Raw genomic sequence first — 13,418 nt, forward strand, 5'->3', positions numbered from 1 at the left:
GTCGTCATCATGGAAGCCAAAGCCATCCTGCGTACGACCCGCATTTCCCCGCAGAAGGCCCGCCTGGTCGCCGACCAGGTGCGCGGCCTGCCGGTCGCTCGCGCCCTCAACCTGCTGAAGTTCAGCGACAAGAAGGCCGCTCAGATCATCTACAAGGTGATCTACTCGGCCACCTCGAACGCCGAGAACAACAGCGGCGCCGACGTCGACGAACTGAAGGTCGCCACCATCACGGTCGACGAAGGTCCGATCCTCAAGCGCTTCATGGCCCGCGCCAAAGGCCGCGGCACGCAAATCTTCAAGCGCACCAGCCACATCGCTGTGGTGGTGGGCTCGGGCAAGAAAGGCTAAGGACTAGAACGATGGGTCATAAAGTACATCCCACCGGCATCCGCCTTGGTATCTCCAAGGACTGGACCTCGAAGTGGTTCGCCAACAAGCGCCAGTACGGCCAGTACCTCGCCGCCGACCTCAAGGTTCGCGAGATGCTGCGTAAGCGCCTGGCCCAGGCGGGCATTTCCAAGATCCTGATCGAGCGTCCCTCGAACACGGCGCGCGTCACCATCCACTCGGCTCGTCCGGGCGTGGTGATCGGCAAGCGCGGCGAGGACATCGAGAAGCTGAAGGCCGACGTCTCGAAGCTGATGGGCGTTCCTGCCCACATCAACGTGGCGGAAGTCCGCAAGCCGGAACTCGACGCTCAGCTCGTCGCCGAATCGATCGCCCAGCAGCTCGAGCGTCGCATCATGTTCCGCCGTGCGATGAAGCGCTCGGTCGGCAACGCGATGCGCCTCGGCGCCCTCGGCATCAAGGTCAATGTCGCCGGTCGCCTGAACGGCGCTGAGATCGCCCGCTCAGAGTGGTATCGCGAAGGCCGCGTGCCGCTGCATACCCTGCGCGCCGACATCGACTACGGCTTCGCTGAGGCCTCCACCACCTACGGCATCATCGGCGTCAAGGTCTGGATCTACAAGGGCGAAGTGTTCGACTTCTCCCAGGTGGGCCAGGAGAAGGCCGAAGAGCGCAGCGAGCGTCCGGCCCGTCCGGCGCGCGAACGAGACGCGAGGTAAGCCACCATGTTGCAACCCAAACGCACCAAGTACCGCAAGACCTTCAAGGGCCGCAACGATGGCTTGAGCTGGAGCGGCAACGCCGTCAGCTTCGGCGAGTACGGTCTGAAGGCCACCCAGCACGGCGCGCTCACCGCGCGTCAGATCGAAGCGGCGCGTCGTACCGTCAGCCGCTACGTCAAGCGCGGCGGCAAGCTCTGGATCCGCGTGTTTCCGGACAAACCGATCACCAAGAAGCCGATCGAAGTTCGAATGGGCGCCGGTAAGGGCAACGTCGAATATTGGGTGGCCCCGATCCAGCCGGGCCGCATGTTGTACGAAATCGAAGGCATTCCGGAAGAGACCGCTCGCGAAGCGTTCCGTCTCGCCGCTGCCAAGCTTTCTGTAAAGACCGCTTTCGTGGTCCGGACGGTGCGCTAATGGAACTGAAAGAACTGCGTCAGAAGTCGTCGGCTGAGCTCCAGGCCCACCTGCTCGACCTGCAGAAGGAGCAATTTTCCCTCCGCATGCAAAAGGCGACCGGCCAGCTGGCCAAGAGCCACGACATCCGCCGGGTGCGCCGCGAGATCGCTCGCGTCAACACCCTGCTGACCGACAAGAAGTAAGGGCGAGCCATGAGCCAGAACGAATCCCAGCTGCGCACGGTCGAAGGCCGTGTCGTCAGCAACAAGATGAACAAGACGGTGACCGTGCTCGTCGAGCGCCACGTCAAGCACGCGCTGTACGGCAAGTACCTGCGCCGCTCGACCAAGCTGCACGCGCACGACGAAGAGAACGCTTGCAACGAGGGCGACATCGTCCGCGTGGCAGAGTGCCGCCCGCTGTCGAAGACCAAGAACTGGCGAGTGGTGGAAGTCGTCACCCGCGCCGGCAAGTAAGGAGCCACGACCATGATCCAGGTACAAAGCTACCTTGAAGCCGCCGACAACTCGGGCGCCAAGGAAATGATGTGCATCAAGGTGCTCGGCGGCTCCAAGCGTCGTTATGCGCACATTGGCGACATCATCAAGGTGACCGTCAAGGACGCCATTCCGCGCGGCAAGGTCAAGAAGGGCGAGGTCTACGACGCCGTCGTGGTCCGCACCCGTTCCGGCGTGCGCCGTGCGGACGGTTCGCTGATCCGTTTCGACGGCAACGCGGCCGTGCTGCTGAACAACAAGCAGGAGCCGATCGGCACCCGCATCTTCGGGCCCGTGACCCGCGAGCTGCGCTCCGAGAAGTTCATGAAGATCGTCTCGCTCGCTCCCGAAGTGCTCTGAGCGAAGGAAAAGACTATGAACCGTATCCGTAAAGGCGACCAGGTGATCGTGATCGCCGGTTCCGACAAGGGCAAGAAGGGTGAGGTTGTTCGCGTCGCCGGCGACAAGCTGGTCGTGCAGAACATCAACATCATCAAGCGTCACACCAAGCCGAATCCGCAGGCCGGCCAGGCCGGCGGCATCGTCGAGCGTGAGGCGCCGATCCATATCTCCAACGTCATGCTGTTCAACCCGGCTTCGGGCAAGGGCGAGCGCGTTGGTTTCAAAATGCTCGGGGATGGACGCAAAGTGCGTGTGTTCCGCTCGAGCGGTGAGGCGATCGACGCCTGAGGAATGATGTCATGACCACCCGTTTGGAAAAAATCTACAAAGACAACGTTGTGCCGAAGCTGATGGAAAAGTTCGGCTACGACAACGTCATGCAGGTGCCGCGCATCACCAAGATCACGCTGAACATGGGCGTGGGCGAGGCGGTGGGCAACAAGAAGATCCTGGAAAACGCCGTTGCCGACATGACCAAGATTGGCGGTCAGAAGCCGGTGACGACCAAGGCTCGTGTTTCCGTCGCCAGCTTCAAGATCCGCGACGGCTGGCCGATCGGCTGCAAGGTCACTTTGCGCCGCGCCAAGATGTACGAGTTCCTCGATCGTCTGATCAACATCTCGCTGCCGCGCGTTCGCGACTTCCGTGGCGTGTCCGGCCGTTCGTTCGACGGTCGCGGCAACTACAACATGGGCGTCAAGGAACAGATCATTTTCCCCGAGATCGATTTCGACGCCGTCGACGCCATGCGCGGCATGGACATCGCCATCTCGACGACCGCCAAGACCGATGCCGAAGCCAAGGCGTTGCTCGAAGCGTTCAACTTCCCCTTCCGCAACTGAGTCCGAGACCGATCATGGCCAAGACCTCGATGGTGAACCGCGATATCAAGCGGAAGAAGCTCGTCAAGCAGCACGCCGGCAAGCGCGCTGCGCTCAAGAAGATCATCGCCAGCACGACCGCTTCCTACGAAGACAAGATGGATGCCGTCACCAAGCTGCAGAAGCTGCCGCGCGATTCGTCGCCCAGCCGCGTCCGCAACCGCTGCGAACTGACCGGCCGCTCGCGCGGCGTCTACCAGAAGTTCGGCCTCGGCCGTAACAAGTTGCGCGAAGCCACCATGCGCGGCGACGTCCCCGGCCTGCGCAAGGCCTCGTGGTAACAAACTAATTTCGCAGATCTGTCTGCGGATATCGGTGCTTACAAAGGAATTACGAAATGAGCATGACTGATCCTATCGCCGACATGCTGGTGCGCATCAAGAACGCGCTCGCGGTCGGCAAGCCGGTGGTTTCCATGCCGGCTTCCAAGCTGAAGCTCGCCATCGCCAACCTGCTGAAGGCCGAAGGCTATATCGCCGACGTGCGCGGCACGGGCGAGGGCGCTCAGGCCAAGCTGGAAATCGTCCTGAAGTATTACGAAGGCAAGCCGGTCATCGACCGTCTCGAGCGCGTGTCGCGTTCGGGTCTGCGCGCCTATCGCGGCAAGGACGAGCTGCCGAAGATCCTCGGTGGTCTCGGCGTCGCCATCATCTCCACCTCGCAAGGTCTGATGACCGATCGCCAGGCCCGCGCTGCGGGCGTGGGCGGCGAAGTCCTCTGCCTCGTGGCCTGATAGGAGCACGCACATGTCCCGCGTCGCCAAGAAACCCATCACCCTGGCCAAGGGTGTCGAAGTCAAGGATGCCGATGGCGTCCTGACCGTCAAGGGCCCGAAGGGTTCGCTCAGCCTGCCGAAGCCGGCCGGCGTCAACCTCAGTATCGAGAACGGCACCGTCCAGCTCGGTGCCGCCAATGCCGACGAGATGAAGATGGCCGGCACGGTCCGCGCCATTCTCGCCAACATGATCACGGGCGTTTCCGAAGGTTTCACCCGCAAGCTCGAACTCGTCGGCGTCGGTTATCGCGCCGCGATGCAGGGCAAGGATCTGAGCCTGAGCCTCGGTTTTTCGCACCCGGTCGTGTTCCAGACGCCGGAAGGCATCACGTTGGCCACGCCGACCCAGACGGAAATCGTCGTCACCGGCGCCGACAAGCAGCGCGTCGGTGAAGTCGCTGCCAAGATCCGCGCCTACCGCAAGCCCGAGCCCTACAAGGGCAAGGGCATCCGTTACGCCGGCGAGAAGATCATCATGAAGGAAGCCAAGAAGGCTTAAGGCCTTCTTGTTCCTCGAGGTTACGAATCATGGAAAAGAAAACCGCCCGTCTCCGCCGCGCCAAGACCACCCGCTCGCACATCCGCGACTTGGGCGTGGCGCGCCTGACCGTGCTGCGCTCCGGCCAGCATATCTACGCCCAGGTGTTCACCGCCGACGGTTCCAAGGTGCTGGCTTCGGCCTCCACCGTGCAGACCGACGTCAAGGACGGCCTGAAGAACGGCAAGAATATGGATGCCGCCGCCAAGGTCGGTCGTGCGATCGCCGAAAAGGCGCGCGCTGCCGGCGTCGAGAAGGTCGCCTTCGACCGTTCCGGCTATCGCTTCCACGGCCGCATCAAGGCGCTTGCCGATGCCGCTCGCGAGGGCGGTTTGCAGTTCTGATCATTCGGCCCGGATACGTCCGGGCTTGAAAAGGGTCGTTCCAAGGCCCACCCGTGTCATACAACCATAAGCGGCGAATGCCGTAAGAAAATCCAGGAATCCCAATGAGCAGCAACGAACGCGAACGCAATCGCGGTGGCGACAACGACGATGGCTTCATCGAGAAGCTGGTCGCGGTCAACCGCGTTTCCAAGACCGTGAAAGGCGGTCGTCAATTCACCTTCACCGCGCTGACTGTCGTCGGCGACGGCGCAGGCAAGGTCGGTTTCGGTTACGGCAAGGCGCGCGAAGTGCCGGTCGCTATCCAGAAGTCGATGGAATACGCCCGCAAGGCCATGGTCGCCGTCGACCTCAACGAGGGCACCCTGTGGCATCCGGTCAAGGCCGGCCATGGTGCGGCCCGCGTCTTCATGCAGCCCGCCTCGGAAGGTACGGGCGTGATCGCCGGCGGCGCCATGCGCGCCGTGCTCGAGGCGGTCGGCGTGAAGAACGTATTGGCCAAGGCCGTCGGCTCGCGCAATCCCATCAATCTGGTGCGCGCGACCGTGAAGGGCCTCGAGGCCATGCAGTCGCCGGCCCGCATCGCGGCCAAGCGCGGCAAGAAGATCGAGGAGATCACCCATGGCTGACAAGACCATCAAGGTGCGCCTGGTGAAGGGCCTGCGCGGCTGCCAGCAGCGCCACCGTTTGTCGGTCCAGGCACTGGGACTCAAGAAGCTCAACGACGTGCGTGAGCTGAAGGATTCCCCGCAGGTCCGTGGCCTGATCAACCAGTTGCATTACCTGGTTCGCGTCGAGTCCTGAGCGAGCCTAGGAGACCTCACATGAAACTCAATACTCTCAAGCCCGCCCCGGGCGCCCGCAAGGAAGGCGTTCGCGTCGGCCGCGGTATCGGCTCCGGCCTCGGCAAGACTGCCGGCCGCGGTCACAAGGGTTCGTACGCTCGCACCGGCAAGGGCAAGATCAAGCCGGGCTTCGAAGGCGGTCAGATGCCCATGCAGCGTCGTCTGCCGAAGATCGGCTTCCGCTCCAAGCTGAAGAACGACACGGCCGAAGTGCTGCTGTATCAGCTGGACAAGCTCGATGCCGCCGAGATCGACTTCGGCGTGCTGCGCGCCGCCAAGCTGGTTCCGGCGACGGCGAAGCAGGCCAAGATCGTCAAGAAGGGCGAGATCACCAAGAAGTTCGCGCTCAAGGGCGTGCTCGCGACGGCCGGCGCCAAGGCCGCCATCGAAGCCGCCGGCGGCAGCGTGACGGAGTAATACCTTGTCGCAATCCAGCAACGCCATCAGCGCCTTGGGCGGCCTCGGCAAGTTCACTGAACTGCGTCAGCGTCTCGTGTTCGTTGTCCTGGCGCTGATCGTCTACCGCATCGGCAGCTATATTCCGGTGCCCGGCGTCGATCCGCAGAAGATGCTGGAGTTGATGGACAGCCAGAAGGGCACCATCGTGGACATGTTCAACATGTTCTCCGGTGGTGCCCTGCATCGCTTCAGCCTGTTCGCGCTGAACGTGGTGCCCTACATTTCCGCCTCGATCATCGTGCAGTTGATGGGCCAGATCTATGGCCCGTGGAAGGCGATGCGCAACGAGGGCGAGAGCGGCCGACGCAGGCTGACGCAGTACTCGCGCATGGGAGCGGTGTTCCTGGCGGTGGTGCAAAGCTTCGGCATCGCAACCGCCCTGCAGAGCAAGGCGTGGCTTACGACCAGGGCATCGGTTTCGTGCTCACGGCCGTCGTCGCCCTGACCACCGGCACGATGTTCCTGATGTGGCTCGGCGAGCAGATCACCGAGCGCGGCATCGGCAACGGCGTGTCGCTGATCATCTTCGCCGGAATCGTGGCGAGCCTGCCGGCAGCGGCGATCAGCACGTTGGAGCAGGTTCGTAATGGCGACATCAGTGGCCTGGCGATCCTGCTGATCATCGTGCTCGTGCTCGGCGTGACCTATTTCGTCGTGTTCATGGAGCGAGGTCTGCGCAAGATCACCGTGAACTACGCCCGCAAGCAGGGCGGGCGCCAGGGTTATATGAACCAGAGCTCGCACCTGCCGCTGAAGCTCAACATGGCTGGCGTTATTCCGCCGATTTTCGCTTCGAGCCTGATCCTGTTCCCGTCGACCCTGTCGACTTGGCTGAGCAGCGGTCAGACCGGCGCCGAAGGCTGGCAGGGCACGCTGTACCGGACCCTGCAGACCATTTCGCAGGCTTTGGCTCCGGCCGAACCCCTGCACATGCTGCTTTACGGCGTGATGATCATCGGCTTCGCCTTTTTCTATACCGCCCTGGTGTTCAACTCCCAGGAAACGGCGGACAACCTGAAAAAGTCGGGTGCGCTGATTCCGGGCATCCGTCCGGGCAAGGCGACGGGCGAATACATCGACGGCGTGATGACGCGCCTGACCCTGATCGGCGGCCTGTACCTGGTCCTGGTCTGCCTGATGCCGGAAGTGCTCCGGGCCTGGCTGAATGTACCGTTCTACTTCGGTGGCACCTCGCTGCTGATCGTCGTCGTGGTCGTGATGGATTTCACCTCGCAGATTCAGGCCCACCTGATGTCTCATCAGTACGAAAGCCTGATGAAGAAAGCGAATTTGAAGGGCGGCACCCCCCGCGGCGGTATCCGGGGGTAAGTCGTCGCGTGGCGCCGCGGCAGAGCCCGCAGCGACCACATTGATGGGCGACCCGTACGACGGCTTTGCGTACGGGTGAGCCGGGGTTCCGTCCCTGCGCTGGAGTAGCGCGGGGTTGCCGGGAGGGGAGTCCTCTCCCAGGCAGACTCCCGGTTCGTCGCCGGAGCATGGGCACACTCCCCATGCCGGGTTTTCGGGCTTCGGCCCGGGGACTTCCTAGGAATCCGAAGCCCTGCTATACTTTTCGATTCATTGCGCTCAATTCGTTTTGGAGATCGCCTCATGGCGCGCATCGCGGGTGTCAACCTGCCTGTCCAGAAGCATGTCTGGGTAGGCCTTCAAAGTATCTTTGGCATCGGCCGTACCCGGTCGAAGCTGGTTTGTGGCAGCGCGGGCGTCAGCCCGAACACCAAGATCCGCGACTTGACCGAATCCGAGGTCGAGAAGCTGCGCGCCGAAGTCGGCAAGTACGTCGTCGAGGGCGATCTGCGTCGTGAAGTCGGCATCTCGATCAAGCGCCTGATGGATCTGGGCTGCTATCGCGGCCTGCGTCACCGTCGCGGCTTGCCGCTGCGCGGCCAGCGCACCCGCACCAATGCCCGTACCCGCAAGGGTCCGCGCAAAGCCATCAAGAAGTAAGGGCGAGCCATGAACAAGCCTGTTGCCAAGGTCAAGAAGAAGATCAAGCGCGTCGTCACCGACGGCGTTGCCCACGTCCATGCTTCTTTCAACAACACCATCGTCACGATCACCGATCGCCAGGGCAATGCCCTGAGCTGGGCCACCTCCGGTGGCGCCGGTTTCCGCGGTTCGCGCAAGTCCACCCCGTTTGCGGCCCAGGTCGCTGCCGAGAAGGCCGGCAAAGCCGCGCTGGACTACGGCGTGAAGACCTTGGAAGTCCGCATTAAGGGTCCGGGTCCGGGTCGCGAATCGGCCGTGCGTTCGCTGAACGCTTGCGGCTACAAGATCATGAACATCATCGACGTCACGCCGATTCCGCATAACGGCTGCCGTCCGCCCAAGAAGCGTCGCGTCTAAGGGCAGGGAGATCAAATCAAATGGCACGTTATATCGGTCCCACCTGTAAGCTCGCCCGTCGCGAAGGCGCCGACCTCAGCCTGAAGTCGCCGGCTCGCGCCATCGACTCCAAGTGCAAGCTCGAGCAGAAGCCCGGCCAGCACGGCCCGGTCGCCAAGAAGGGCAAGCTGTCCGACTACGCCACCCAGCTTCGCGAGAAGCAGAAGGTCAAGCGCATCTACGGCTTGCTCGAGCGTCAGTTCCGCAACTATTACGCCAAGGCTGCCCGTCGCAAGGGCAATACCGGCGAGACCTTGCTGCAGATGCTCGAACAGCGTCTGGACAACGTGGTCTATCGCATGGGTTTCGCGGTCACCCGCCCGCAGGCTCGTCAGCTCGTTTCGCACAAGGGCGTCCTGGTGAACGGCAAGTCCGTCAACCTGCCGTCCTACCAGGTCAAGGCCGGCGACAGCATCCAGTTGTCCGAGCGCGCGCAGAAGCACCTCAACGTGCAGGAAGCGCTGACCGTCGCCCAGCAGATGGACCTCGTTCCGAGCTGGTGCGAAGTCGACGCGAAGAAGTTCTCTGGTGTCTTCAAGGCCGTGCCGGATCGCGCCGACCTGCCTTCGGACATCAACGAAGCCCTGATCGTCGAGCTGTATTCGAAGTAATCCTCTCCAGGAGTGTCATTGTTCATGACGGTTTCCGCCCACCAGGTGCTGCGTCCGCGCGGCCCCAACATTGAGCGCCTCGGCGCCAATCGCGCCAAAGTCGTGATCGAACCGCTGGAGCGTGGCTACGGCCATACGCTGGGCAATGCCCTGCGTCGCGTGCTGCTGTCCTCGATCCCCGGCTATGCGATCACCGAAGTCGAGATCGACGGCGTGCTGCACGAGTACACCACGGTCGAAGGTCTGCAGGAAGACGTGCTCGAGGTTCTGCTGAACCTCAAGGACGTCGCCATCCGCATGCAGAACGTCGAGCACACCACCCTGAGCCTGCAGAAGAAGGGCCCGGGTATCGTGACCGCCGCCGACATCAAGACCGATCACAACGTCGAGATCCTCAACACCGACCACGTGATCTGCACCCTCACCAAGGACACGGCGCTGAACATGCGCCTGAAGATCGAGCGCGGTTTCGGCTACCAGCCGGCCACCGCTCGTCGTCGTCCGGATGAGGAAACCCGTACCATCGGTCGCCTGATGCTCGACGCCAGTTTCTCGCCGGTCCGCCGCGTGGCGTACTCGGTCGAAGCGGCCCGCGTCGAACAGCGCACCGACCTCGACAAGCTGGTGCTGGACATCGAGACCAACGGCACGATCGATGCCGAGGACGCGATCCGCACGGCTGCCGACATCCTGACGGACCAGCTGTCGGTGTTCGGCGACTTCACCCAGCGCGAGCGTGGCCCGGCCAGATCGGGCGATTGCCGGCGTCGACCCGGTGCTGTTGCGCCCGATCGACGATCTCGAGCTGACGGTGCGTTCGGCCAACTGCCTGAAGGCCGAAAACATCTATTACATCGGCGACCTGATCCAGCGTACCGAGGTCGAGCTGCTGAAGACCCCGAACCTGGGCAAGAAGTCGCTCACCGAGATCAAGGAAGTCCTCGCGCAGCGCGGCCTCTCCCTCGGCATGAAGCTGGAAAACTGGCCGCCGGCCGGTCTCCAGCAGGGCATGATGGGCTGAGATACACGCGGATTTGTCCGCAAAGCCCGGCCATCCTTGGCCGGGGATTTTAAAATCAAAGGAATCACGACCAGTGCGTCACCGTGTAACTCTGGCCGTAACTTCTAGCGGTACTACCGCCCATCGCGAAGCGATGTTTCTCCAACATGGCCGCGTCGTTGATCAAGCACGAGCTGATCCGCACCACGCTGCCGAAGGCCAAGGAACTGCGCCGGGTCGCCGAGCCGCTGATCACGATGGCCAAGACCGATGGCGTGGCCAATCGCCGCCTGGCGATGTCGCGCCTGAAGGACAAGGAAGCCGTCGGCAAGCTGTTCGTCGAGATCGGCCCGCGCTACAAGGCCCGTCCGGGCGGCTACCTGCGCATCCTCAAGTGCGGTTTCCGCGCTGGCGACAACGCGCCGATGGCGTACGTCGAGCTGGTCGACCGTCCGCAGGCCACCGCGGTGGCCACGGCCGAGTAAGCGCTTTCGGCTTCAGTCAAAAAAACCCCGGCCTTGGCCAGGGGTTTTTTTTCGCCGTCTTTCGCAACTTCGCTCGGCTAACCGCTAAGGTCGCACGTGAGCTGGAACAACGACGCCCGGACCATGAGCCCCAATCCCTTCCGTTGGAACTTTCGCGCCCAGATGTTGCTGGGCTTCGTTTGCTGCGCCGCGTTGCTGGGCTATGCCCTGCATGTGCAGTACAACATGCTGATGTTTCCTTGCCCGCTCTGCACTCCTGCAGCGGATCGCATTCGTGGCCATGGGAATCCTGTTCCTGCTCGCCGGCCTGCATAGCCCCGGGCCGTTCGGCGAAAGGTCTACGGCCTTCTGATCGCGCTGGCAGCGGCAGCGGGCGCTGGCGTCGCCGCCTGGCATCTGAACATCCAGTACATGCCCACGAGCGAGATCGCCATGTGCTCTGGCCTCGGCCTGGATTACATGCTTGAGGCATTGCCTCTGCAGGAGGTGATCCAGCGCGTCTTTACCCCGTCGGGCGAATGCGCCCGGATCGATTGGAAGCTCTTCGGTCTGTCGATGCCGGGATGGACGCTGCTCTGGTATCTCGGCCTGGGCGTCGGCACGCTCTGGGCCGCATTCAGGAAGCGCTGAGCCGGCCGAGTATTTGCTCCAGAGCGGCTCGTGCGATGATCGAAGGCCGCCCAGCCCCGCCGCCTTCATGAACGCCAGCGATCGCCCCCTGCAACCCGTAGCGATGCCCGAAGACTGGTCGCCGGCGAGCTGGCGCGCGCGTCATGCTTCGCAGCAGCCAGTCTATCCCGACGAAACGGCGTTGGCGGCCGTGCAGGGCGAATTGTCGCAGTTGCCCCCGCTGGTGACTTCGTGGGAGATCCTGGCGCTCAAGAAGCAATTGGCCGAGGCCCAGGAGGGCAGGCGCTTCCTGCTGCAGGGCGGCGACTGTGCCGAGAGTTTTTCCGATTGCGAATCGGGCCTCATCTCGAACCGATTGAAAGTGCCTCTGCAGATGAGCCTCGTGCTAGTCCATGGCCTGCGCCTGCCGGTCGTGCGCGTGGGCAGGTTCGCCGGACAGTACGCCAAGCCGCGTTCCACCGATACCGAGACGCGCGAACGGGATCACGCTGCCGAGCTATCGCGGCGATTTCATCGAGCACGGCCGGAATTCACCACCAAAGCGCGCGTGCCGGACCGGCGCGTCGGTCAAAGGCCATGCGCGTTCGGCGATGACGATGAATTTCGTACGCGCCTTGATCGACGGCGGTTTTGCCGACCTGCATCACCCCGAGTACTGGGACCTGGGCTGGGTCGGGCATTCGCCGCTGTCGAACGAGTATCGCCGCATGGTTTCGGCGGTCGGCGACGCGGTGAAGTTCATGGAGACGATCTCGGGCGAGGCGCTGCACAACCTCAACCGGGCCGATTTCTACACTTCGCACGAAGCACTACTACTGCCCTACGAAGAAGCGCTGACGCGCCAGGTCCCGCGGCAATGGGGCTGGCTCAATCTTCAAGTCTCGCGCTACCGTGGATCGGCATGCGCACGGCCTCGACCGACGATGCGCACGTCGAGCGAATATTTCCGCGGCCTGCGCAACCCGATCGCGGTGAAGGTCGGTCCTTCAGTCACTTCCGAGCAGCTATTGCGCCTGATCGATGTATTGAACCCGGACAACGAACCAGGGCGCTTGAGCCTGATCCAGCGCATGGGTGCTTCCAAGGTGGCCGAAAAGTTGCCGCCGTTGATTGCCGCCGTGCAGCGCGAGGAAAACGCGTCTTGTGGGTTTGCGATCCGATGCATGGCAATACCGAGAGCACGTCGAACGGCTGAGACGCGCCGCTTCGACAATATCCGTAGCGAACTCGAGCAGAGCTTCGACCTGCACGCCGCGAACGGCTCGCGTCTCGGTGGCGTACACCTGGAGTTGACCGGCGAGGAGACGTTACCGAATGCCTGGGCGGTGCGCGCAGGGGCTTAGCCGAAGCCGACCTCGAACGCGCCTATCGTTCGACGGTGGATCCGCGTCTGAACTACAACGATCGCTCGAGATCGCGATGTTGATCGTGCGCAAGCAGGGGCAGATCGCCGCGCCCGCGAAGGCTTGATGTCGATGCGACGATCTCTCGTCGCAGCGATTTCGTGCCTGCTCCTGTCATTCGCTGCTGCGGGGCAGGACGTTTCGCATGCGCCAGAGGACCAGGCTCCCGAGATCGAAGTCCTCGTTTCGCCGGTGACGGTGCGTCTGTACGCGGCCTGTCCGCCGTCGACGAGAACACTGCCTGGGCCGGCGGCCGCGAAGGGCACGGTGCTGCGCACGATCGATGCCGGCAAGACCTGGTCGGTGTTCAAGGTGCCGGGCGCGGAGAAACTGGATTTTCGCGATGTCGAGGGATTCAGCGCCAAAGAAGCGGTAGTCCTCAGCATCGGACCGGGAGAAGATTCGCGCGTATCCACCAGCGATGCAGGAAAGACTTGGATTCTCGCGTTGCAGAATCGCGATCCGAGAGCCTGCTCGATTGCTTTGATTTCGAAGGCGACGAAGGGCACTCTGTGGGCGATCCGATCGATGGTCGGTTTCAGCTGTTGGCCACGAAGGATCGCGGCAGATCCTGGGCTGCAGTGCAAGGGCCCGAAGCCGTTCAAGGCGAAGCCGCATTTGCCGCGAGCGGATCCTGCGTATTGCTCGAATCACAGCGCTTGCTGTCCGA

Annotated in this window: 20 protein-coding genes and 5 pseudogenes; all 25 read left to right on the plus strand. The window is 62.9% G+C overall.

The genetic code is table 11. The annotated features are described in order from the left end of the window. The first annotated feature begins 9 nt into the window (after positions 1–9). The gene (gene rplV / locus QM707_RS03575; protein ID WP_415000493.1) at positions 10–351 is read left to right on the plus strand and encodes a 50S ribosomal protein L22; all 342 of its coding nucleotides are present in this window, start codon (positions 10–12) and stop codon (positions 349–351) included. Between the two features lie 11 nt (positions 352–362). After that, positions 363–1,070 (plus strand): 30S ribosomal protein S3, encoded by a 708-nt coding sequence (gene rpsC / locus QM707_RS03580; protein ID WP_415000494.1) that lies wholly within the window; start codon positions 363–365, stop codon positions 1,068–1,070. A 6-nt stretch (positions 1,071–1,076) separates the two neighbouring features. Beyond that, on the plus strand, positions 1,077–1,490 hold the full coding sequence (gene rplP / locus QM707_RS03585) for a 50S ribosomal protein L16 (protein ID WP_415000495.1): 414 nt from the start codon (positions 1,077–1,079) through the stop codon (positions 1,488–1,490). Beyond that, positions 1,490–1,675 carry a 50S ribosomal protein L29 gene (rpmC, locus tag QM707_RS03590; protein WP_415000496.1) on the plus strand — a complete coding sequence of 62 codons (186 nt, stop codon included), beginning with the start codon at positions 1,490–1,492 and terminating at the stop codon, positions 1,673–1,675. The genes rplP and rpmC overlap by 1 nt, the downstream gene beginning before the upstream one ends. A 9-nt stretch (positions 1,676–1,684) precedes the next feature. Next, a complete protein-coding gene (gene rpsQ, locus QM707_RS03595) occupies positions 1,685–1,948 on the plus strand; it encodes a 30S ribosomal protein S17 (protein WP_415000497.1) in 264 nt (87 codons plus the stop codon). A 12-nt stretch (positions 1,949–1,960) separates the two neighbouring features. After that, on the plus strand, positions 1,961–2,329 hold the full coding sequence (gene rplN, locus QM707_RS03600) for a 50S ribosomal protein L14 (protein ID WP_415000498.1): 369 nt from the start codon (positions 1,961–1,963) through the stop codon (positions 2,327–2,329). 15 nt (positions 2,330–2,344) lie between these two features. Beyond that, positions 2,345–2,659: a 50S ribosomal protein L24 gene (gene rplX, locus QM707_RS03605; protein ID WP_415000499.1), complete on the plus strand. Its 315-nt coding sequence runs from the start codon at positions 2,345–2,347 to the stop codon at positions 2,657–2,659. Between the two features lie 11 nt (positions 2,660–2,670). Beyond that, positions 2,671–3,213 (plus strand): 50S ribosomal protein L5, encoded by a 543-nt coding sequence (rplE, locus tag QM707_RS03610; RefSeq protein ID WP_415000500.1) that lies wholly within the window; start codon positions 2,671–2,673, stop codon positions 3,211–3,213. Positions 3,214–3,227: 14 nt separating this feature from the next. Continuing rightward, positions 3,228–3,533, plus strand: coding sequence for a 30S ribosomal protein S14 (gene rpsN, locus QM707_RS03615; RefSeq protein ID WP_415000501.1), 306 nt, complete (start codon positions 3,228–3,230; stop codon positions 3,531–3,533). 56 nt (positions 3,534–3,589) lie between these two features. Continuing rightward, the gene (gene rpsH, locus QM707_RS03620) at positions 3,590–3,985 is read left to right on the plus strand and encodes a 30S ribosomal protein S8 (RefSeq protein ID WP_415000502.1); all 396 of its coding nucleotides are present in this window, start codon (positions 3,590–3,592) and stop codon (positions 3,983–3,985) included. A gap of 13 nt (positions 3,986–3,998) precedes the next feature. After that, positions 3,999–4,526 (plus strand): 50S ribosomal protein L6, encoded by a 528-nt coding sequence (gene rplF, locus QM707_RS03625; protein ID WP_415000503.1) that lies wholly within the window; start codon positions 3,999–4,001, stop codon positions 4,524–4,526. A gap of 29 nt (positions 4,527–4,555) precedes the next feature. Beyond that, the gene (gene rplR / locus QM707_RS03630; protein WP_415000504.1) at positions 4,556–4,909 is read left to right on the plus strand and encodes a 50S ribosomal protein L18; all 354 of its coding nucleotides are present in this window, start codon (positions 4,556–4,558) and stop codon (positions 4,907–4,909) included. A 104-nt stretch (positions 4,910–5,013) separates the two neighbouring features. Beyond that, complete coding sequence (gene rpsE, locus QM707_RS03635; RefSeq protein ID WP_415000505.1) at positions 5,014–5,538, plus strand: 30S ribosomal protein S5; 525 nt, start codon at positions 5,014–5,016, stop codon at positions 5,536–5,538. Beyond that, on the plus strand, positions 5,531–5,713 hold the full coding sequence (rpmD, locus tag QM707_RS03640; RefSeq protein ID WP_415000506.1) for a 50S ribosomal protein L30: 183 nt from the start codon (positions 5,531–5,533) through the stop codon (positions 5,711–5,713). The genes rpsE and rpmD overlap by 8 nt, the downstream gene beginning before the upstream one ends. 20 nt (positions 5,714–5,733) lie before the next feature. Continuing rightward, positions 5,734–6,171, plus strand: coding sequence for a 50S ribosomal protein L15 (gene rplO / locus QM707_RS03645; protein ID WP_415000507.1), 438 nt, complete (start codon positions 5,734–5,736; stop codon positions 6,169–6,171). Positions 6,172–6,196: 25 nt separating this feature from the next. Next, positions 6,197–7,542, plus strand: a pseudogene (gene secY / locus QM707_RS03650) (preprotein translocase subunit SecY). Between the two features lie 282 nt (positions 7,543–7,824). Further along, positions 7,825–8,181: a 30S ribosomal protein S13 gene (gene rpsM, locus QM707_RS03655; RefSeq protein ID WP_415000508.1), complete on the plus strand. Its 357-nt coding sequence runs from the start codon at positions 7,825–7,827 to the stop codon at positions 8,179–8,181. A gap of 9 nt (positions 8,182–8,190) precedes the next feature. After that, positions 8,191–8,580, plus strand: coding sequence for a 30S ribosomal protein S11 (gene rpsK, locus QM707_RS03660; protein ID WP_415000509.1), 390 nt, complete (start codon positions 8,191–8,193; stop codon positions 8,578–8,580). A 20-nt stretch (positions 8,581–8,600) separates the two neighbouring features. Continuing rightward, positions 8,601–9,230, plus strand: a complete 630-nt coding sequence (gene rpsD, locus QM707_RS03665; protein ID WP_415000510.1) for a 30S ribosomal protein S4 — start codon at positions 8,601–8,603, stop codon at positions 9,228–9,230. Between the two features lie 24 nt (positions 9,231–9,254). Then, positions 9,255–10,251: pseudogene (locus QM707_RS03670) on the plus strand (DNA-directed RNA polymerase subunit alpha). Between the two features lie 133 nt (positions 10,252–10,384). Beyond that, positions 10,385–10,715, plus strand: a pseudogene (rplQ, locus tag QM707_RS03675) (50S ribosomal protein L17). Between the two features lie 162 nt (positions 10,716–10,877). Further along, a pseudogene (locus QM707_RS03680) lies at positions 10,878–11,345 on the plus strand (disulfide bond formation protein B). Between the two features lie 103 nt (positions 11,346–11,448). Next, a pseudogene (locus QM707_RS03685) lies at positions 11,449–12,688 on the plus strand (3-deoxy-7-phosphoheptulonate synthase). Then, positions 12,664–12,771, plus strand: a complete 108-nt coding sequence (locus QM707_RS03690; protein WP_415000520.1) for a hypothetical protein — start codon at positions 12,664–12,666, stop codon at positions 12,769–12,771. The pseudogene QM707_RS03685 and the gene QM707_RS03690 overlap by 25 nt, the downstream one beginning before the upstream one ends. A gap of 43 nt (positions 12,772–12,814) precedes the next feature. Then, positions 12,815–13,418 (plus strand): WD40/YVTN/BNR-like repeat-containing protein (locus tag QM707_RS03695; RefSeq protein WP_415000511.1); only part of this gene is annotated, 604 nt, incomplete at its 3' end.

Source organism: Arenimonas sp., assembly GCF_047602345.1.
Classification (GTDB): Bacteria; Pseudomonadota; Gammaproteobacteria; order Xanthomonadales; family Xanthomonadaceae; genus Arenimonas.

Bases quoted from the DNA above. Each gene is read 5' to 3' on its own strand.
- rpsQ (WP_415000497.1), top strand. From the start codon at position 1,685: ATGAGCCAGAACGAATCCCAGCTGCGCACGGTCGAAGGCCGTGTCGTC.
- rplE (WP_415000500.1), top strand. From the start codon at position 2,671: ATGACCACCCGTTTGGAAAAAATCTACAAAGACAACGTTGTGCCGAAG.
- rpsK (WP_415000509.1), top strand. From the start codon at position 8,191: ATGAACAAGCCTGTTGCCAAGGTCAAGAAGAAGATCAAGCGCGTCGTC.
- rplX (WP_415000499.1), top strand. From the start codon at position 2,345: ATGAACCGTATCCGTAAAGGCGACCAGGTGATCGTGATCGCCGGTTCC.
- rpmD (WP_415000506.1), top strand. From the start codon at position 5,531: ATGGCTGACAAGACCATCAAGGTGCGCCTGGTGAAGGGCCTGCGCGGC.
- rplF (WP_415000503.1), top strand. From the start codon at position 3,999: ATGTCCCGCGTCGCCAAGAAACCCATCACCCTGGCCAAGGGTGTCGAA.
- rplR (WP_415000504.1), top strand. From the start codon at position 4,556: ATGGAAAAGAAAACCGCCCGTCTCCGCCGCGCCAAGACCACCCGCTCG.
- rplV (WP_415000493.1), top strand. From the start codon at position 10: ATGGAAGCCAAAGCCATCCTGCGTACGACCCGCATTTCCCCGCAGAAG.
- rplO (WP_415000507.1), top strand. From the start codon at position 5,734: ATGAAACTCAATACTCTCAAGCCCGCCCCGGGCGCCCGCAAGGAAGGC.
- rpsM (WP_415000508.1), top strand. From the start codon at position 7,825: ATGGCGCGCATCGCGGGTGTCAACCTGCCTGTCCAGAAGCATGTCTGG.
- rpsH (WP_415000502.1), top strand. From the start codon at position 3,590: ATGAGCATGACTGATCCTATCGCCGACATGCTGGTGCGCATCAAGAAC.
- rpsE (WP_415000505.1), top strand. From the start codon at position 5,014: ATGAGCAGCAACGAACGCGAACGCAATCGCGGTGGCGACAACGACGAT.
- rpsC (WP_415000494.1), top strand. From the start codon at position 363: ATGGGTCATAAAGTACATCCCACCGGCATCCGCCTTGGTATCTCCAAG.
- rpsD (WP_415000510.1), top strand. From the start codon at position 8,601: ATGGCACGTTATATCGGTCCCACCTGTAAGCTCGCCCGTCGCGAAGGC.
- rpmC (WP_415000496.1), top strand. From the start codon at position 1,490: ATGGAACTGAAAGAACTGCGTCAGAAGTCGTCGGCTGAGCTCCAGGCC.
- rpsN (WP_415000501.1), top strand. From the start codon at position 3,228: ATGGCCAAGACCTCGATGGTGAACCGCGATATCAAGCGGAAGAAGCTC.
- rplN (WP_415000498.1), top strand. From the start codon at position 1,961: ATGATCCAGGTACAAAGCTACCTTGAAGCCGCCGACAACTCGGGCGCC.
- rplP (WP_415000495.1), top strand. From the start codon at position 1,077: ATGTTGCAACCCAAACGCACCAAGTACCGCAAGACCTTCAAGGGCCGC.